Below are 19,530 nucleotides of genomic sequence, written 5' to 3'. Positions count from 1 at the left end.
AACCAGATGGTTCGCAGGTACAAGTTGTTCTAAAGCTATCATTTCTATTTGGTCACGATTCATCTGTGTATTTTTAGTTAGCATTTCATTCACCCCATAAAAATCTCGATACCTCAATTATACAAAAAAGACTGCCGGCAAACTCGAAGTTTTTCGAATTTGTCGACAGTCTGAAAGAAAAGCACTTGGCTTTTCTTCATTAAATGTTATTGATATTTAACAACCATTCTTTTCGGCATAGCCGCAAGGACTAAAACAACGATTATGGCACTGATGATAAAGTTTGGCAGCATATAGGTCCCATTATAAATCAAGGAATAAACGGCTACCGGCTGGCCTTTAGGAGCATACTCGCCAAAGAAAGCAATTCCGGAATAAACATGACAGATATACCGAAGCAGGCTTCCCAGGAACGTTCCTATCACGGAATAAACCATCCAGCTTCCTTTATTCCCCTCTTCAAGAGCGTTCTTAACCTGACGGGCAAAAATTCCGGCAAAACCGAGAACCGTAAACGCAATAAAATAATCGATAATTCCCTGAATAATCGTGTAGATTTGCGCAAAACCAAGAATGAATTGCAATAATCCCAACAAGAAGCCAGTTAATAAGCCGCCCTTAATTCCCCAGCGATACGCCATAATAAAAACCGGAACCATTGCAATGGAGATTGATCCTCCTTGGGGCCAAATTTTCAAGGACAAAATACTTGCAGCTAAGTCTAATAAATATGCAAGTGCCGAAAAGACGGCAACCTCTGTGATAAAACGTGTACTGCTTCCTTTTTGATTCACACTATTTTCCCCCTTATTTATAAAAAATAAAAAAGCAATGCAAGACCTAAGGATTGTCTGCATTGCTTTCTAATATCGGCAAAACCACATCCCTACGCTAGCGTTAACTAACAGGTTCATAGGGTCAGAACTCGAACGTTCACTCTCAGCCGCTTATGCGCAGCTCCCCCTGTGGACTATTTACTTGTTTACATAACGAATGATACTACTGTTTAAAAGGTTTGACAAGGAAAATATTACAAACGTGTTGCAAATCCGGACCTGTTTTTTCCCCAAAAAAACAGCATCACAGCCCAAACCCAATTTGCATAGTATATAGTAAAAAAATTCCAGGAGTTATGACCTATGTTTACTTTAAAGGCTGACCATGAAATTGAGCTTCTTGTCTTTCAACGCCAGCATGCCTTACAGCTTTATCAGCTTGTCGAGGATAACCGTGACCACTTGCGAACATGGCTTCCCTGGGTCGATAGCATGACCACTCCCTATCAATTCGAAACTGTGATCCCCCATTGGCTGAATCAATTGGCCGAGGGCACCGCCTGCAACCTTGGCATCCTCTACAAAGGAAGGCTTGTTGGATCAATCGGACTTCATCAAATTGACTGGTACAATAAAATGGCCAGCATCGGTTATTATTTAGCAAAGGATGCAGAAGGTCATGGGATTATGATCCGCTCTGTTCATGCCGTGCTTAATTATGCATTTTTAGATTTAGGCTTAAACCGGATTGAAATCCGCTGTGGCGTAAAGAACATCAGAAGCCGAGCTATTCCCGAAAAACTAAGATTTCGAAAAGAAGGTTTATTAAGGGATGGAGAACATTTGAACGGTTATTTCCATGATATTATCGTGTACAGTATGCTTGCCCGCGAATGGCAGCAGCCCCTCTCATATTAAACCCCTTTTACCAGCTGCCAGATGGCAGCTTTTTTTTGGTTTGTTCATTAATTTGCTCAAGAAGCATTTTTTTGAAATAATAAAACTATACACAAATACGGGAAGGCCGTAAGAAGAATAAGATTATTTTGTAAGTGAGGTGGCATACCTTACGCATCGTAAGGTCCCCAATGATTTGGATAAATATCTTGATAATAGCTCTGCTCATACTGTTTACTGCATTTTTTGTCGCATCAGAATTTGCGATCGTCAGAGTACGGACAACCAGAATCGACCAATTGGTTGCCGAGGGCAATAAAAAAGCCGAAGCCGCCAAGAAAGTCATATCCAATTTGGATGGATATTTATCGGCCACTCAGGTCGGAATTACGATTATATCCTTAATCTTAGGGTGGCTCGGCGAACCAACAATTCGAATGCTGTTAAAACCTATCTTGGATTGGCTGGAAATTCCGGCTTCACTAGGGCACATAATATCCGTTATTTTTTCGTTTATTGTCATTACCTTTGTCCATGTGGTCATTGGTGAATTATCGCCAAAAACGTTTGCAATACAAAAATCGGAGGAAATTATCCTGCATGTTGCCAAGCCGATGATTTTGTTCTATAAGCTGATGTACCCGTTCATATGGGCGTTAAACCACTCAGCCCGTTTTGTTACGGGCCTGTTTGGAATTAGGCCTGCCTCGGAAAATGATATCGTCCTTTCCGAAGAAGAATTACGGCTAATTTTATCACAGAGCTATAAGAGCGGTGAAATTAACCAGTCGGAATATAGCTACATGAATCGGATCTTTGAATTTGATGATCGCATCGCCAAGGAAATTATGGTGCCACGGACAGAGGTCATCACCTTTTCCAAAGATGCCTCTCTTAATGAAATTATTGAAACTGTCCAGGAAGAAGGATACACCCGTTATCCCGTCATTGATGGGGATAAGGATAACATTTTAGGTGTCGTCAATATCAAGGAGGTGCTGACCGACTGCATCCAGCAGAAATGCAGCGGCGAAGAACCGCTAACTACTTACATAAAGCCTGTTATACATGTAATTGAAACTATCCCGATTCAGGAGCTTTTAGTAAAACTGCAAAAAAACCGCTCTCATATGGCGGTTCTATCCGATGAATATGGCGGTACAGCCGGGGTTGTCACGGTCGAGGATATCTTAGAGGAAATTGTCGGGGAAATCAGGGATGAATTTGATTTGGATGAAGTACCCCTTATTCAGAAAAAAGGGGAGAATCATTTTATTTTGGATGGTAAAGTCCTCATCAGTGAGGTCAACGATATTTTAGGCACGACCCTTGAGGACGATGATGTTGATACCATCGGCGGATGGTTTTTGACCCAAAAATTTGATGTCCAAAAAGATGATACACTCGAAAGAGATGGTTTCACCTTTCAAATCAAAGAAATCGACGGCCACCATATCGGCTATATAGAAGTAAAAAAATCACCTGCGTCTCCTGAATAAGGGGACGTTTTTTATTTTTTAAATATTTTGACATTAATATTCATATTACCTATAATTCTCCATAAAATATAGTTAACAATGCCTATAATAACCGAAACGTTTGACTGTACGGTTTAAATTCTCTATAATATTGTTAATTTATATATATGTCGAGGTGGTATGATGGGGCTGTTTATCGAATTGGCGAATTAGCGGAAAGAGCAATGGTTTCCAAGAGAACAATTGATTACTATACGTCTATTGGACTGCTCAAAGCAGATCGATCTGAGTCCAATTACCGCATCTATACGGACGAGTCATTACATGATTTAAAGTTTATCGAAGAATGCAAAAGTCTGCATTATCCATTAGACGAGATTAAGAGAAAACTAGAAATACGGAAAGAAGGCAGCATTCAGGCTTCAGAAGTGGAAAAACATGTGTGTACGCTGACCCAGCAAATGCTCAAGCTACACAATGATTTATTTGACATCATCCCATTTATGGAAAAATTGGATGAAAAGCAAAAAGAGACGCTGACAAATAACCTAAGTCTGCTTAGAACAGCATTATTGAAATCGCTTTTAAAGGTTTCAAGTTAATCTTTGAAAATACCAGGAGGTGACTACCTTACTCGTCTAAACAACGAGTTAAGGGAACTTATTTGGACATATTTAATTTGGTTTTAATAGCCATTTTAATAGCATTAACTGCTTTTTTTGTAACTTCAGAGTTTGCGATTGTGAAGATTAGAAGTTCAAGAATCGATCAGTTAATCGAAGAAGGAAGTTCGAAGGCCGTTTCAGCCAAAAGAGTGATTTCAAATTTAGATGAATATCTTTCTGCCTGTCAGCTTGGAATTACCATCACGGCTCTTGGGTTAGGTTGGATTGGGGAATCAACGATTGAACATTTGCTTGGTCCTCTCTTCATTTCATTGAATCTTCCCGACAATGCTGTAAAAATATTATCCATTTCGATTGCATTTGGAACAATTACCTTTTTACACGTCGTAGTCGGAGAACTTGCGCCTAAAACATTGGCCATTCAAAAAGCAGAATGGATAACACTTAAGGTAGCTCGCCCGCTCATTCTCTTCTATAAAATAATGTACCCGTTTATTTGGGTATTGAACGGATCCGCTCGAATTATTTCGAGAATCTTTGGGCTTAAACCTGTTTCCGAAAATGAAATCGCTCATACGGAGGAAGAGCTTCGAATTATCTTATCGGAAAGCTATAAAAGTGGTGAAATTAACCAATCAGAGTTCAAGTATGTAAATAAAATATTTGATTTTGATAATCGAATCGCAAAAGAAATTATGGTACCGCGGACCGAAATCGTCTCATTGTCTAAGGATGACTCGCTTGATGCCTTTTTATCAACGATCCGTGAAGAAAAATTCACCAGATATCCTGTAATCGATGGGGATAAGGACCATATCGTTGGGATTGTCAATGCCAAGGAAGTCATGACTGATTTTATTGGAAACGAACAGCTTTCGGCACAAACTCTCGAAGGGTATATCCGTCCAATCATCCGTGTAATTGAAACGATTCCTATTCATGATTTGCTTGTAAAAATGCAAAAAGAGCGAATGCATATGGCGGTTTTAATGGATGAATACGGCGGAACTTCAGGTTTGGTAACGGTAGAAGATATCCTTGAAGAAATTGTCGGGGAAATTCGCGATGAATTTGATATGGATGAGATTCCTGAAATTCGCAAGATCAAGGAAAATCATTATATTATTGATTCAAAGGTTTTAGTGAGCGAAGTCAATGATTTATTGGGCGTCGAAATTAATGACGAAGATGTTGATACCATCGGCGGCTGGATTTTAACCGAGAATTACGATGCCAAAGAAGGCGACATTATTGCACATGAAACGTACACTTTTAAAATTATTGAAATGGAAGACCATCATATAAAATATATAGAAGTCATGAAAAGTATAAACGACGGTGAACCAACAAACCTCAAGCAAGTGTCTTTATCCAACTCGGAGGTTCTTTACTAACATAATTTAAACAAACCTGTAAAAGGTTTGTTTTTTTTGTCCTTTAAATCAGGACAATTGACTCATTCCAACATTTGTCTTGCCTGCATATCCTGCTATCAAGGAGGGGATGAAATTGAACCAAACTGCTATTCTTTTCTTGGCCTGTATTTTGGCTGGCTTCGCCTTAGTTAAAATGCCGACCATTTCATTTTTAGCTAGCCTGTCATCATTATTTCATGTTATCGGTGCACTTGCCATTCTCATTTTCGCACTTGCAACACTTTACCTTGGTGCTAAAGCTTTCTTCAAAAAGCTGTAAGCGCATTCGCCTCTGGATAGGAAAAGACCAGGTGAGTCCTGGTCTTTTTTTATTTTGACTTTAAAATCAAAGTTTCTTCTTCTACTTTTGCAATTTTAATTAGGTGGGAATCAAGGCGGCGATTGATATGCTGGATATCATGTATTTGCGATTCCTCGATCCGTTCTAACACTTCTTTAATATCGGATAAGTCGATTTGGTTAACAGCGACGCGATGTTCTATACTATCCATTTTCTCTAATCTTGAAAGTCTTTGTTCAATGTTCTCTAAAGTTTTGTTAAATGTATTTATTAGTGACTTCATGTCGTTTACGTTCTCATTTAATTTCTCAAACTGCTTTTCCATCAACAACATCCCCTTTCATGTGGTTATCATATCACCATTTTCACCATAAAGATGTTACAAAAACAGTAACTCTATAATCAAATTGTTAAAATTGAACTTTTTATTACAATTAACCCCCAAAATAGCTTCATGTGAATATTATCATAGGCAATTTCCAAGAAAAAACGTAATCTTTTAGTAAATAAGGATAATTCTTTAGAATTGTCACCTCATAGAAAAGGTTGGTGTTTGAATATGTTAATTTCTATTGATGAAAAAGCAGTAACATGGTTTGCAGGAGAATTCGAATACACAAGGCCCTTTAGCGTTCGTCTGTTCCCGCAATATGCCGGCTTTGGCGAAAAGCACAAAGGCTATAGTCTTGCATTTTCAATTGAAACACCATCAAACTCTGGGTTCTCGAAAGAAGTAAATGGAATGAACTTCTATATAGAAGAAAATGATTTATGGTTTTTTGAGGATACCGAAACCTATTTATCCGTTGATGATTTCCTTAAAGAGTTACAGGTGACATACAAGGATGTAAATTTCGTAAATTAATCCCCCTGGTGCATATTAAAAGGTATCCTGCTGGATACCTTTTTGTTTTTCGCCAATAACCGCTCGACATTTTCACCAAGAAATGGCAAAATTTTATATAGTGAAATATAATATTTTTAAAGAAATAATAATACATCCATATAAATAGGGGGGCATGGATATTATATTAATTTACACTATCTTAGGGATTGTAATAGGCGGAGCTGCAATATATTTATTCTTAAAACATATTAGTCATAAAAAGGAAGACAAGAAACAAAAGGTTCCAGTCAAAGGTACAGCCGAGGATAAACAACATCCGATTATAGATGCAACGTTAGAAGAAATAAAAAAAACCGTTCATAATTTTTCCAACAATCTGCCAAAAGGGGTATATAGAACCATTCTTGTTAAAGAGGATAACTCCATCGATTTTAAACAGCTTGCCCATCTTCTTGGCGGGATACCTGAAAGAAAATACTATATGTCGAAGGAAACCTATGACATATTTGAAGAACACGAAAAGCATATCCCAGGGGAAATGGACATTGTCCAAAAAGCAGTTGACCTATATGTCAAGGAGCATAATGAATATCCGATGCTGCCGTTTGACCCGGAGCGCAGAGTAAATTATTATCAGCTAATCCAGGACAAATATTTAAAATCAGCTCCAGAAATACAATTCTATATTACTGATTTAGACGGGCTGATTACCCACAAAAAGCCCGCGAAAAAAACCTCCTCTTAAGCCAACGAGAAGGTTTTTTTCTTTCTCAACAAGAATAGGATTTTTAGATAGGTTTTTTTTGCTTTTTTTTCTACAATATTGAGATAATAGCATTATGACTTTATCTTTATGAAAAAATGAGGGGTACAATAATGGTTAATAAGAAAACAAATACACGACATCTGGCTACCATTTCATTAATTATTATGGCAGCCGGATTTCTTGCTACAATTCCCATGCCGCCATCCATTTGGAGAACAGTTCTCCAAGGTAGTTTTGAAGCAGGGCTGGTAGGTGGCCTTGCCGACTGGTTTGCCGTGACGGCCCTTTTTCGGCATCCGCTAGGGCTGCCAATCCCGCATACTGCTCTTTTGCCGAAAAATCGCAGTAAAATTATCGCAAAAATCATCTCGATGCTGGAAAATGATTGGCTGACGAAAGAAAGTATCCAGCAGAAAATAAACAATTTCCAGTTCACGGAGAAAATTTTTTCACTCGTCAATGAGGAAATACACGGAGACAATCTAAAAAAGAATAGCATAAAGGTTATTAAACATTTAATTAAGATGGTAAACCTGCAAAAAATTGCCCCGGTCATTGAAAAGGAGCTTAAATCTCAGCTTAATAGCTTAGATACAAAGCATTATCTCCCTCTCCTGATTGACCAGGTTACAGTCAGAAAATATGATGAAAAAGCACTTGATTTGGTACTTAAGGAAATTGATGTTTGGGCCAAAAAGGATAGCACTAAATATCGTCTCGGCGGAATTGCTGTGGAGATGATTGAAAATATTCCAGCCGACGGGATTATGCAGTTTGCAATCCGATCATTTAGCAATCTCGTGAATGAGGAAAAGCTGGGCAATATCATCCAGAATCTAATCATTAAGGGTGTCGATAGCTTCCGTGACCCCTTTAACCAAAACAGGCAAACCCTATTGATTCACATTCACCAGAAACTTGAGAGCCTGAAAAGTGACGAAAAAATGTATGAAGAATTGGAACGCTTTAAATCCCAATTGATTGCAAAATGGGAACCTGAAGAAAAAATCAACGAATTCCTGGCGAATGCTCAAGCTAAAGCACTGGATTTTGTGGAAGACCCTATTTTCTACGATGAATATCTTCTTCCTTTCATAAAGGACGGACTAAGTGAATTCGGGTCAAATCAGGAAAAGATGGGACAGCTTGAAGCTTGGATTAAAATGCAAATTGCCGGGTTTGTTGATAAAAACCATTCCAAAGTCGGCAAACTGGTCGAAGAAAATCTTGAAAAGCTGGATAATAAAACGCTCATCCACATGATTGAAACCAATGTAGGAAAAGACCTGCAATGGATTCGGGTTAATGGAGCATTGTGTGGTTTTCTCATCGGGCTGGCACTAGTTGGAATAAAAGCATTGTTTTAAATGTAAAGCACCTTTCGGGGTGCTTTATTTTTATTACTTTAGTATCAGAGTAAATCCGTTCTCGTCCTCGAAAATGATAGTTCTACAATGAAATAGCCCTACATATTTACTACTATAGTCATTATTTTTAAGGGAGGTAGGTAGGAAAATGGGTATTAAGTTTATTAAAGTTTCTGTTTGCTACTTTGTCATTGGAGTATGCCTTGGAATGTACATGTCGATGACGGAAAACTTTAATTTTACTCCAGTTCATGTCCATATTAATTTATTAGGATGGACAGCGATGACGCTTGCCGGTCTTATTTATGTTGCCTTTCCTCAAGCCGCGGAAACCACATTGGCAAAAGTTCACTTCTGGCTTCATAATATTGCCCTTCCTGTCATGATGATCTCACTGGCACTGCTGGTTTCAGGCAATGAGTCTGCCGGTCCAGGTGTTGCTGCTGGCGGAACATTAATGGTCCTCGGTATCATCCTTTTTGCCATCAATATCCTTAAGAATGTAAAAGCAAATTAATATTCTGGCAAACATAATAAATTTCCTGCATTTATTCTGATAGTCCTTCTAAAAATTCAATAAAAAGCGCTGCGGGCTTTTTTTTCCGCAGCGCTTTTTAAATGAAAATTATGGTTCAAAGCTTTGAAGGTTATCTTTTCTTATTTTCATATAGTCTGCAGGAGCCTTCTTCAAATCATAATCGTAAATGGCCCCTTCCCAATCCCCATACATTGGATTTGGAAAGACGATAAACTTACTGCCGAACTCGGCATTTATTCTGTCAACTGACTTCATCCTATCTGCAGCGGATAATTGATCAAATCCTTTAAAATCCCCGAGATTATCCCCAAATAACAGGACAATATCGTAATCTTTCGCTACCTGTTCCCGCCGTATTTCCTTGCCTATTTCTTTTTCCTGCTGTAATAAAACATGCTCCTTATCCGCTTTCGGAGCGCCAACCATTTGTAAATTTTTGATGGTCGCTTCCTTGTGTGCTTCCTTGCGGTTAGAAATATAGAAGATCTCCACTCCCCTTGATTCGGCATACTTCAGGAAATCCAGCGCACCTGGCAGCGGCTTTGCTTCCGCCCTGTTAAACCAATCACTCCAATCAATGGGGTCTCCTTTTCCGGTTTGAACCATCCAGGCATGATATGGACTGTTATCCAGTACCGTTTCGTCAATATCAAGCACGATCGCTGGTTTTAACCCATTCCTTTTAAGCTTTTTGGAAAGAATTTCATCCAGTCTTAGTTTGCCAAGGGAGTACCCTTGATAATATAATGCCTTTGCCTCACCAGACTTTTGAAACCATAAGACTGACATGGTATTCTGCTCATACAGGCTTTCAAGCGGACTTTTTTCAGTCTGCGCTAAGCCAAGTGAATTTGGGAAAATTAATAAATACAAAGCAGCAGCAAATAACATGGTCAGTTTCCTCAATGTACATACCTCCTTTACGCATATAATTTTAGTATGCGAAAAAATTAAGCATTCAACCTTATCTTGTAATTTTGTAAAATAAAACAAAGAGCATTATATAACAGAAAAGTTTTCCTACATAAATGGAGGTCAACAAATTGGAAGGTAATCGATATGACCCTTTTAAGGCTGCTTTTGATAGTTTAGATGAATTTGCCGACATGATCAGCCAGGTGCTTAAATGCCCGATTACGATTGAAGATGCGAACCATCGTCTGCTTGCCTATAGCACCCATGACGAGCGAACGGATCCGGCTCGAATTTCCACCATTATTGGCCGCCGAGTACCTGAAAAGGTTATTAATCAATTATGGAAAGAAGGAACCATTCCTGCCCTGCTTAAAACCAAGGAACCAATTCGGGTAAAAAACATGGAGGATATCGGTCTTGGCCATCGGGTCGCGATTTCAATTTGGAAGCAGGATGAGGTATTAGGATTCATTTGGGCCCTTGAAATCGATCGGTCATTAACAAACGAGGATTTTACCTTATTAAAAAATGCTGCGGACGCAGTCAAAAACAAACTGCTGCAGCTTCAGACAAGAAAAAATAAAAAGGAAGAACGTACCCAGGAATTCTTTTGGAAACTGTTAACCCGGCATTTGAACTCATCTAGGGAAATTATGGAGCACTTCCATTTTCTACAAATAACTCCCGCTAAATTCTTTGCCGTGCAGGTTTACAAACTGCCGCACAACATTACAACCAAAGAAGAACAGGCTATTTCCTATTTATTAAAGACAACTCAGCGGGTCAAAATTTTGCTTTATGCCATTGATTGCAACCAGCTTATCTTACTGGCCGCAGCTGATTATTTTGAAAACCCGATCCCAGAACTAGATCAATTTGCGAGAATGTTTGCTGCTAAATTAGATGACCGCTTCGGAATTAAAGAGATTACCCCCGCCTGCAGCGGCATTTATGAGGATTATTCAAAAATCAGCAAAGCTTACGATGAAGCAAATGCTGTATTAACGGTAAAAGACAAATTCCCTAAGGAAACAAAAGACATCATTAACTATCAAAAGCTGGGCATTTATCAGTTATTTGATTTGCTTTTAGAAAAAAGAAGAAATGAAGAATACGAGAACTATTCCTTAAAAAAGCTTCACGAATATGATCAAAAACATAACAGCAATCTTCTTGAAACATTGGAGAGTTTCTTAAACTTTGATGACAATATAAACGATGCAGCGAAGGATTTGAATGTCCATGCCAACACTTTGGCCTATCGCATAAAGCGAATCTCCGAAATTGGCGACATTAATTTTAAAGACCCTAATCAAAAAATGATGCTCTACCTTGATTTAAAGCTTAATAAATACAAGGGGATTTAAACAAAACTTTTTGTGAAAATCCCCAAAAAGTTAAAACATTATTTTTCTTTCCTGACAAAGAAATTCTTCCCTAAACCTTTTATACTTTATCCATAGGATTTTTGATTGAAGATTAGGGAGGAATTAACAAGATGATTATCGGGGTACCTAAAGAAATAAAGAATAATGAGAATCGAGTAGCACTTACTCCAGCAGGTGTTATTTCATTTATTAATGCCGGCCACACGGTTTTAATCGAAAAGGGCGCCGGAATTGGAAGCGGTTTCAATAATGAATCGTACGAAAAAGCCGGCGCCCAAATTATTAATAGCGCCGAACAGGTCTGGACAAAAGCGGATATGGTTATGAAAGTCAAAGAGCCGCTCGCTAGTGAATATCAATACTTCAGGCAAGGGCTGATTTTATTTACCTATCTACACCTTGCTGCTGAGCCTGCTTTGGCACAGGCACTTAAAGATAAGGGCGTCAGTGCGATTGCCTATGAAACCGTATCGGTAAACAATACACTTCCATTGCTAACGCCGATGAGTGAAGTGGCTGGCCGAATGGCTGCCCAAATCGGAGCCGCATTCCTGCAAAAAAATAACGGCGGCCAAGGGATTCTGCTTGCCGGTGTACCAGGAGTAAACCGCGGAAAAGTAACCATCATTGGCGGCGGTGTTGTCGGAACAAATGCAGCTAAAATGGCCATCGGCTTAGGTGCTGACGTAACGATTATTGACCTAAGTGCGGACCGCCTGCGCCAGCTTGATGATATTTTCGGAAATCAAATTAAAACATTAATGTCCAATCCATATAATATTGGGGAAGCGGTTGCTGAAGCTGATCTGTTAATTGGGGCAGTGTTAATTCCAGGTGCAAAAGCGCCTAGGCTTGTCAAAGAAGAAATGGTGAAAGCAATGAAGCCGGGGTCAGTTATTGTTGATGTGGCAATTGACCAAGGCGGCATCGTCGAAACAATTAATCACGTGACCACCCATGATAACCCAACCTTTGAGAAGCATGGAGTTATACACTACTCTGTTGCCAATATGCCAGGTGCGGTTCCTAGGACCTCTACTATTGCCTTAACGAATGTTACGGTTCCTTATGCCCTTCAAATTGCGGGTAAAGGCGTTTGTAAAGCGATTTCGGAGAACCCAGCATTGAAACTTGGCGTAAACGTGGCAAACGGAGAAATCACTTATGAGGCAGTTGCCCACGATTTGGGATATGCTTATGTACCTGTTGAAATCGCATTGGAAAAGGAACTTTCCTCAAAATAATCATACGCCTCCTTACAAAAAGGAAATCCCCTTTTAACTTACGGGATTTCCTTTTTTCATTTTTCCATATACACTGGGTCTGCCAATTGAGTGATATTCGATTGGATATTTTTCAACGATTTCAAGCTGAAAACAATTTCTTCCATCAAAAACAACCGGCTGTTTCATGAGCTCAGAAAAGCTGTTTAGGTCAATCGTTTTAATTTCCTCCCAATCCGTCACGATCAACGCCAAATCAGCCCCCTTAAGTGCCTCATGTAGTGAATTTGTATAGGAGATGAGCTCCCCTAATTCCAATTTGGCATTCTCTATTGACACAGGATCAAAGCCAATGATCGAGGCCTCCTCCTTCACCAGCTGCCTTGCCAGCTTGATTGCAGCACTCTCACGGACATCATCTGTATCAGGTTTATAGGCAAGTCCCAATATCGCTACTCTCTTCCCTTTTAAATTAGAAAATCTGGTTTGTGCCTTTTGGAATAGTCGTAATTCCTGCCTTCGATTAATCTGTAATGCTTCCTCCAGCAGTTTGTTTGGCTCTCCTGCCTTTTGTGCCATATTAACAAGTGCCTCGGTATCTTTCGGAAGACATGAGCCGCCAAAACCGATGCCGGCATTTAAGAACGACAGCCCAATCCGATTGTCCATCCCCATTCCCATTGCTACATCTTCAATATTTCCTCCGATTTGTTCGCAGTAATTGGACAGGGCGTTCACATAACTAATTTTCAAGGCCAAAAATGCATTTGCAGCAACCTTAATTAGTTCTGCACTGCTTGTATCTGTTTTCATAATTGGAATGCCAAATGGCTTATATAAATCCTCTAAGCAATTTAAGGCATACTCACTCTCCGAACCGATAATAATCCTGTCCCCATGAAACATATCATGAATAGCTGAACCTTGACGAAGAAACTCCGGGTTTGCCGCAATGTGGAAATTGAGCTTTTGGGGACTATTTAACTTAATCCATTCCTTAATCTTTTCACTAGTTCCGGCTGGTACGGTACTTTTCGTTACAATAATGACATCTGGACGAACAATGGATTGGCCGATTTCGATTGAGACTTGGTTAATATAGTGCAAATCTAACAATCCATCTTTTGTTTTTGGCGTTCCCACAGTAATGATGATGATTTCCGCATCTTTATAGCCCTCAGAAGAACTAGCTGTAAATGAAATCCTGCCCGCCTCTAAATTTCTCTTTAGCATCTCTTCCAAGCCAGGTTCATAAATCGTTGATTTTCCTTTTTTGAGGATTTCAACTTTAGTAGATTCTTTATCAACACAAATGACCGAATGACCAATCTCCGCTAAACAAACCCCTGTGACTAGTCCAGCATATCCTGTTCCCGCGATCGCAATTTTTTTCAATGCTTAAGTCCTTTCTATTACAATCATTAATGGTCGATCCATTTATATAAGGTAATTTCATTATAAACTGGGTCATAAAGCTCTCGTGACTTGAAGCTCTTCAGCTTTTTTATCTTCCCCTTAACGGACCCCCCCTGTGAAACAAACCCTTTTACTACTTTGTCCGTCAGCAGCACCGTTCTTCCTTGATAATATTTTGTTTCCATTTGAAATAATTGGTACGTGTTAATCCTTTTGTGGGTGTACGGTGCATGTAAATATTGCAATACCCGTGTTTCCTCCCATGTGTAAAGAATAACCGGTTCATTCATTTTTTCAATATACGCATTCATTTGATAAACGGCAGGCTGTTCAGCCGCTTCCGCTTTTAATAACTCCACACTTTTTACAGTTTGAAATCCAAGCAAAATAACGGCCATGACGGTTATGAACCAGGGAATCCTTTTTGCGAAAAGCTGAAAACAAAGATAGAAAATAAGCAGAGCCGCAAGCGGGAGGATATGCCTTGGTTTCTCAATATTTTGTGCCAGCAGTGCCCATAAAAAATAACTGAAAAACAACAGATAAATTAAATTCACAAAAGGCTTTCTTGCTTCATACTCTATTTTGGGTCTACTGCTAACTCCTATCCTTATAAACAAGCAAAGATAAATAACAGCAATTATGTACTCTTTTGCGGCAATACCTGTCCAAAGAATATTATCCCATAAAAATATCGAACATCTCTTCAAAAAACTAATCTCAGATGTTTCGACTGCTCCGCCCCAATCTGTGAAATGGCCACTTGTAAAGGCTAAAGAAAGCTTAATAAAACCTGTCAGACTTCCTTCAGAGATGATCAGAGCGACAACCCAGCAGGCCTGAAAGACAAGCCCAAAGAGAGCATAATAACCGGCCTCTTTTAATGTTAGAAGCCCATTTTTCCATTTCCAATAAAACAAAAACAAGATGCCCAATGCAAACGGCAGATAGGAAAGACGGATACCTAGCATGATACTTAAAATGCCTAATGGCAATAAAATAAAGGAGGAATTGTGTCTTTCCATAGCTAATGTAAGACTCCAAACATACCACCAAAGGACTGCGAGCGCCGCCCCTTCTGACATCGGCTGATTGACCATGATCACAATATAGGTTTGCGAAAAAATGATGGCCGTTGCCAGCCATGAAAAGTGGACAGGCAGTAATTTTCGAAAGAGCCGATAAATCGGAAATAGCGAGCTTGCATAAGCCAGAATATTAAACATGGTCAGGGCCACTGCTGGATTTTCTAAAAAAGGATAAAGGATTTTTCCACCCAATATAAAGAAGGGATATCCAGGAAAATGGGGCTGCATAGCCATTAAATCAAAACGAATCACCGCCAGGGAAAAATCCACCTGATCCCATGTTGAGGCGAATGGATTTAAAAAATAAAGCTGAGAGGCACTCACAGTTATGATTGTTACCATGCTTAATGCCATTAGAAATCCACGCTTGAATCCTTCTAATTTCATATAATCACCTGCTTTTGGTAAGAGAAAAAGTACAAGGCGTCCGCCTTGTACTTTTAAGTTTCGCTGAACTATTTTGCCTGTGGTTTAAGCAGTTTGGCTGATTTGGCCGCTTCTTCCTTTTTTGCTTTTACCGGAGCATTTTTTGAGGAAGTAAGCAATAAAATAACGACAAAATAACCAATATAGGCAAGTACCTCTTCAATCGAAGGCATCGATGAATAGCCGAATAAGGCCTTTAAAAAGATGCCAATATCCCCTGAAATGAGCGGCGCAGTACCATGATCACGAAGATAATGGCTATAGTCAATCGGATGCTCAGGTAAAAACCAGGTAAGGTCATATACATGTGGAATGACACTACCGATAATGTTTAAATCCTGCATCATCGAAATCGCCTGTACCAATAACCCTGCGGAAATTAAAATAATAAATGCACCAGTCAGTTTAAAGAAAGTGCTTAATGGAATTCTCATTGTTCCTTTAAAGAAGAAATACGAGACGACAGCGGCGATGATCACCCCGGTTATTGCACCCCAGCCCTGCATTGCAGCGCCAATGTTACCGCCGGTTATTGCAGCAAAGAAAAATACCGTTTCAATTCCTTCTCGAAGGACGACCAGAAAGGAATGAATGACCATGCCAACAACGTTGCCGGTCGTAATAAACTTATTCATTTTCCCTTCCATGTTTCCTTTTAAATCACGAGCATGACTGGCCATCCAAAACACCATTTGCGTGAGGAGGACGGTTGAAACAAGCATAATCCCTATTTTCAGATACATCTCGCTTCCCATTGCCGCAAATCCAGTAAACACGACCTGGAATAACAAGGCCGCCCCGAAGCTCGCCAGGACGGCAAGGCCTGCTCCCAACCAGACATATTTTGTGTATTGCTTTTGGTTCACTCTTTTTAAATAGGTCGTAATAATCCCGACAATGAGCAATGCCTCTAAAACTTCCCGAAATGTTATCAGCAGCGCTTGAATTTCCACAGCCGCCTCTCCTCTCTCCAAAGGTGTCTTTTCGTTTTATTATTTCCTTCTTCTTCGAACAACAAATACGACAACTGCAATGATCACTGCAGCAATTAAGATCAGCGGAATCCAATTTCGAATATTCGAAACATCTGTCCAATCCTTTTTGCCACCGGCATTAGACTCTGTCGCACTCTCTGAAAAATGTCCTACATCAAGGCTTTTTATTTTAAATTCTGTTTTTAAAGTATCCAAAATGTCATCTTTATTTTGCTTAAAGGAATCTAGACTAGCTTCCTTTTTCCCTACGCCAAACAAACCAGGGTTCCCCAATGCTTGAAGTGCCTCATCAAAATCCGCTCGGATTTTCTTATCGTTTTCCGGATGCTCAGCTTCAACCTTTGGTGACAATGCTTCGTATGTAGCAAATCCTTTAGCAAGGAGTCTTTTCGTAGTCTCATATTCTGAAAAATTATTTTCAATACTATCAAGGCGTCTCGCGATATTTAAGACAAGAAGCTTCTCCATATTATCGGTTAGCGCCTGTTTATCTTCATCTGCCAAGTTTTTAAGAATAAGCTTGGATGGCTCAGGCCCCATGTGCATATCAATTTCTTCTTGAACAGATTCATAAGACTTTTTTGCAGCTGTAAAATTTGGAGGATTCTCATCAAGTTTTACGAGCATTTCTTTGTAAACTTGAGCAACTTTCTCTTCGTTGGGGTCACCGTAGGAATAAGCCTCCACCCCGTGAATGGAAAGGGCATTTATTATTAAAAAAGTAATGAAAAACAATACTGAAAATTTCTTCATTAAAAAATTTCCTCCTCCACTGATAATGATAATGATTATCATCTTCGCTGTCAATCCACCAAATTAGAAATTCACATAAATAACATATTTATAATACTTATTAATCCTTCTTATTATTCATTAACGGAAAAACGCTGCCTTGTTCAAGATAAACTCTTCTCTTTCTAACAGGCCTTGTCATCTCTTTGATAATGGCAGGCAGGACTGAGGTCATATAGGCCCTAAACTTAATAAATGATTCTCCAGCTTTTCGGACCTGATAATGAATAGGAATTTCTTTCATTCGGAACCCTTTTCTTATTAGATTTAATGTAAGCACTTGGGCATAGTTATAATCATGAATGATTTCTGCCTCCATCATTGCCTGTCTAGAAAAAGCCCGCATGCCGGATTGGCCATCATAGATCCATTTCCGCAGTAAGAGTGCTTGAAGCAGCGTAAAACAATAATTTCCGAGTCTCCGGTTCCACTTCATCCCTTTAATTGTTCCCATAAACCTTGACCCCATAACATAGTCGCTGGTTCCAGTTAGAATGGGTTCAATTAATTCAGGAATCTGCTCAGCAGGATACTCATTATCCGCATCAATCATGACACCAATATCAGCCTTTTTCTCTACACAAAGCTCCAATCCTTTTCGAACAGCTGCCCCTAATCCTTGATTCTTTTCAAATGTATAGATATAATCCGCTCCAGCCATTAGGGATTGTTCAACCGTTCGATCACTGGAGCCGTCATTGACAACTAAAACTTCTACTTGCACACGTGGATTAAAATCTCTAGGTATCTTTTTAATAACCTCCGCGATTGACTCTTCCTCATTATGAGCTGGAAGAAATACGATCACCTTTTGCTGCATCATTTATTAATACTTCCTTCCTAATTGCTTCGTTTAATACTGGCCCACGGGCTTTATTTGGAAACGGCGCCCCTAATAAATAGGAAATCGTTGAAGCAAGGGAAACCAAGCTATGCTTTTCTTCGACCACTTTGCCGCTCTCAATGGCCGGTCCGTACATAAAAAATGGTACGAACCGTTCACCTTCATCAAGGTGACCGTGACCGCCAATGCCATCCGCCTGGCCATGGTCCGCACAGACGATGAACGTGTAATTTTCCAGTCTTCCTTTTTCCTTTAGCCAATCATAATACTCCTTGACTAGCGTATCGGCTTCCTCAATCTTTTGAATATATTCGTCATATAAGACTCCTCGGCTGTGGCCGGTTTGATCGGTACTGATCAACTGGACGATTTGCAAATCGGGATTTTTTTCGTCCATAATCAACTTTGCCCTCTCGATAATTTTTCGATCGACAACATCGTTATGCATGACCGCCGTGAACGTATCAACATCACTGCCAAACGAATCCACCAGATGGGCCACTGCCAAAAGAGACCCCTTTTTACTAACCTTTCTTAAACTATCAAAGACGCTTTCGACCTTAATTCCGAGCTTCCACACCATATTGGATTTAATCCCATGTTCAAATGGATAGGTTCCGGTAAACATAGACGAAAAACAAACAACAGTCCGAGCAGGGTAGACCGTTTCCATCCGGGCATACTCAGTACCATTTTTTCTTAAGAAATCAAGAAACGGTGTATTCGCTTCCTCAAACCTTTCCTTTCTCATCCCGTCAATGACCATCACAATCACTTTTTGATTGATTTCCCTTGAGGTTGCCACAACATTAGAGGTGTAGGTTGGAATAACCTTTGGCTTCCAATCGAAGAGATTTTTGTGAAGAATCCATGAAAATAGAAAGACTCCTACATAAAACAGGATAAGCTGTCCGATTTCAGCCCCTGACCATGTATGTTCTGAAAGCGAAAAATTCCATAGTGATAATAATAAAAGAAACTTTGGCAGCTGTTCTTGGGCATTACCACTGGTCGAATCGCTGTTTTTCAAGACAAGCTTCCAAAAGCGGGTAAAATTAAGCCATGAGGTACCAATTCGTAAATGATAATAAAAGGTGCCCCAAAAAAAGACGGTAAAGAAGAAATATAATCCTACTGCCGTAAACAGTAATCCTAGATTCACGTTGTTCCAAATAATAAGATAGGCAACTAGCGGAATCCATAAATAATTTCTTAAAAATAACGGGAAATCAAATACGTAATAGATCACAAGCAATGGCAAAATGGCTAACAGGCCTAGCAAAAAATCGGCTAGGAAGCCGGACTTTCCGAAGTTTGCAACCGAGTAAATCACCATTGTCCCAACTGTAAAAATTGGTGTAAAGGGCTTCCCTTCATTCAAAAGATTCCAGCATCTTGCTGCTGCTTTTTCAAAAGATGATGCTTTTTTCAT

The 19,530-nt window shown here is 39.5% G+C and carries 20 protein-coding genes and 1 riboswitch; of the genes, 11 read left to right on the top strand and 9 right to left on the bottom strand.

Annotated features, from left to right (window positions below; genetic code table 11):
- Nucleotides 1-206: 206 nt before the first annotated feature.
- Entirely contained in the window at nt 207-794 is a 588-nt protein-coding gene (thiT, locus tag ACFPA1_RS21995; protein WP_213141098.1) for an energy-coupled thiamine transporter ThiT, read from the bottom strand.
- 72 nt (nt 795-866) lie between these two features.
- A riboswitch (TPP riboswitch) is annotated at nt 867-974 on the bottom strand.
- 165 nt (nt 975-1,139) lie between these two features.
- Here thiT and ACFPA1_RS21990 point away from each other — a divergent pair.
- The 5 genes from ACFPA1_RS21990 to ACFPA1_RS21970 all read left to right on the top strand — a co-directional run bounded on the left by ACFPA1_RS21990 (nt 1,140) and on the right by ACFPA1_RS21970 (nt 5,472).
- Nucleotides 1,140-1,694 carry a GNAT family N-acetyltransferase gene (locus tag ACFPA1_RS21990; protein ID WP_378585566.1) on the top strand — a complete coding sequence of 185 codons (555 nt, stop codon included), beginning with the start codon at nt 1,140-1,142 and terminating at the stop codon, nt 1,692-1,694.
- A gap of 170 nt (nt 1,695-1,864) precedes the next feature.
- Entirely contained in the window at nt 1,865-3,172 is a 1,308-nt protein-coding gene (locus ACFPA1_RS21985) for a hemolysin family protein (RefSeq protein WP_213141100.1), read from the top strand.
- A 146-nt stretch (nt 3,173-3,318) separates the two neighbouring features.
- Nucleotides 3,319-3,753: a MerR family transcriptional regulator gene (locus ACFPA1_RS21980; protein WP_213141101.1), complete on the top strand. Its 435-nt coding sequence runs from the start codon at nt 3,319-3,321 to the stop codon at nt 3,751-3,753.
- Nucleotides 3,754-3,815: 62 nt separating this feature from the next.
- Nucleotides 3,816-5,171 (top strand): hemolysin family protein, encoded by a 1,356-nt coding sequence (locus ACFPA1_RS21975; protein WP_213116724.1) that lies wholly within the window; start codon nt 3,816-3,818, stop codon nt 5,169-5,171.
- 115 nt (nt 5,172-5,286) lie between these two features.
- Nucleotides 5,287-5,472 carry a hypothetical protein gene (locus ACFPA1_RS21970; RefSeq protein ID WP_213116725.1) on the top strand — a complete coding sequence of 62 codons (186 nt, stop codon included), beginning with the start codon at nt 5,287-5,289 and terminating at the stop codon, nt 5,470-5,472.
- Nucleotides 5,473-5,521: 49 nt separating this feature from the next.
- On the opposite strand, the gene ACFPA1_RS21965 is transcribed toward ACFPA1_RS21970, so the two are convergent.
- Nucleotides 5,522-5,818 carry a hypothetical protein gene (locus ACFPA1_RS21965; protein WP_241114024.1) on the bottom strand — a complete coding sequence of 99 codons (297 nt, stop codon included), beginning with the start codon at nt 5,816-5,818 and terminating at the stop codon, nt 5,522-5,524.
- Nucleotides 5,819-6,052: 234 nt separating this feature from the next.
- On the opposite strand from ACFPA1_RS21965, the gene ACFPA1_RS21960 reads away from it, so the two are divergent.
- The 4 genes from ACFPA1_RS21960 (at nt 6,053) to ACFPA1_RS21945 (ending at nt 8,990) form a co-directional block, all read left to right on the top strand.
- Nucleotides 6,053-6,358, top strand: a complete 306-nt coding sequence (locus tag ACFPA1_RS21960; RefSeq protein ID WP_378585561.1) for a HesB/YadR/YfhF family protein — start codon at nt 6,053-6,055, stop codon at nt 6,356-6,358.
- Between the two features lie 154 nt (nt 6,359-6,512).
- Nucleotides 6,513-7,085: a DUF3939 domain-containing protein gene (locus tag ACFPA1_RS21955; protein WP_213141103.1), complete on the top strand. Its 573-nt coding sequence runs from the start codon at nt 6,513-6,515 to the stop codon at nt 7,083-7,085.
- Between the two features lie 131 nt (nt 7,086-7,216).
- Nucleotides 7,217-8,473 carry a DUF445 domain-containing protein gene (locus ACFPA1_RS21950; protein ID WP_378585557.1) on the top strand — a complete coding sequence of 419 codons (1,257 nt, stop codon included), beginning with the start codon at nt 7,217-7,219 and terminating at the stop codon, nt 8,471-8,473.
- Between the two features lie 148 nt (nt 8,474-8,621).
- Complete coding sequence (locus ACFPA1_RS21945; protein WP_213141105.1) at nt 8,622-8,990, top strand: cbb3-type cytochrome c oxidase subunit I; 369 nt, start codon at nt 8,622-8,624, stop codon at nt 8,988-8,990.
- Nucleotides 8,991-9,098: 108 nt separating this feature from the next.
- Here ACFPA1_RS21945 and ACFPA1_RS21940 read toward each other — a convergent pair whose 3' ends face one another.
- Nucleotides 9,099-9,902 carry a 5'-nucleotidase, lipoprotein e(P4) family gene (locus tag ACFPA1_RS21940; protein WP_213141332.1) on the bottom strand — a complete coding sequence of 268 codons (804 nt, stop codon included), beginning with the start codon at nt 9,900-9,902 and terminating at the stop codon, nt 9,099-9,101.
- A gap of 215 nt (nt 9,903-10,117) precedes the next feature.
- On the opposite strand from ACFPA1_RS21940, the gene ACFPA1_RS21935 reads away from it, so the two are divergent.
- Both ACFPA1_RS21935 and ald read left to right on the top strand, forming a co-directional pair.
- A complete protein-coding gene (locus tag ACFPA1_RS21935) occupies nt 10,118-11,293 on the top strand; it encodes a PucR family transcriptional regulator (protein WP_241114025.1) in 1,176 nt (391 codons plus the stop codon).
- Between the two features lie 131 nt (nt 11,294-11,424).
- Complete coding sequence (ald, locus tag ACFPA1_RS21930) at nt 11,425-12,558, top strand: alanine dehydrogenase (RefSeq protein WP_378585554.1); 1,134 nt, start codon at nt 11,425-11,427, stop codon at nt 12,556-12,558.
- Between the two features lie 33 nt (nt 12,559-12,591).
- On the opposite strand, the gene ACFPA1_RS21925 is transcribed toward ald, so the two are convergent.
- The 6 genes from ACFPA1_RS21925 to ACFPA1_RS21900 form a co-directional block, all read right to left on the bottom strand.
- Nucleotides 12,592-13,932: a UDP-glucose dehydrogenase family protein gene (locus ACFPA1_RS21925; RefSeq protein WP_378585551.1), complete on the bottom strand. Its 1,341-nt coding sequence runs from the start codon at nt 13,930-13,932 to the stop codon at nt 12,592-12,594.
- A gap of 26 nt (nt 13,933-13,958) precedes the next feature.
- Entirely contained in the window at nt 13,959-15,428 is a 1,470-nt protein-coding gene (locus tag ACFPA1_RS21920) for a hypothetical protein (RefSeq protein WP_378585549.1), read from the bottom strand.
- A 68-nt stretch (nt 15,429-15,496) separates the two neighbouring features.
- Nucleotides 15,497-16,420 carry an FTR1 family iron permease gene (locus ACFPA1_RS21915; protein WP_213141110.1) on the bottom strand — a complete coding sequence of 308 codons (924 nt, stop codon included), beginning with the start codon at nt 16,418-16,420 and terminating at the stop codon, nt 15,497-15,499.
- Nucleotides 16,421-16,459: 39 nt separating this feature from the next.
- Nucleotides 16,460-17,215 carry a hypothetical protein gene (locus ACFPA1_RS21910; RefSeq protein ID WP_213141111.1) on the bottom strand — a complete coding sequence of 252 codons (756 nt, stop codon included), beginning with the start codon at nt 17,213-17,215 and terminating at the stop codon, nt 16,460-16,462.
- 100 nt (nt 17,216-17,315) lie between these two features.
- Nucleotides 17,316-18,077, bottom strand: coding sequence for a glycosyltransferase family 2 protein (locus ACFPA1_RS21905; RefSeq protein ID WP_213141112.1), 762 nt, complete (start codon nt 18,075-18,077; stop codon nt 17,316-17,318).
- Nucleotides 18,037-19,530: an alkaline phosphatase family protein gene (locus ACFPA1_RS21900; RefSeq protein ID WP_213141113.1), complete on the bottom strand. Its 1,494-nt coding sequence runs from the start codon at nt 19,528-19,530 to the stop codon at nt 18,037-18,039. Before ACFPA1_RS21900 ends, ACFPA1_RS21905 begins: the two co-directional genes overlap by 41 nt.

Source organism: Neobacillus sp. GCM10023253 (genome assembly GCF_042653105.1).
Classification (GTDB): Bacteria; Bacillota; Bacilli; order Bacillales; family Cytobacillaceae; genus Neobacillus; species Neobacillus citreus.
This window is presented reverse-complemented; position numbering and strand designations above follow the sequence as displayed.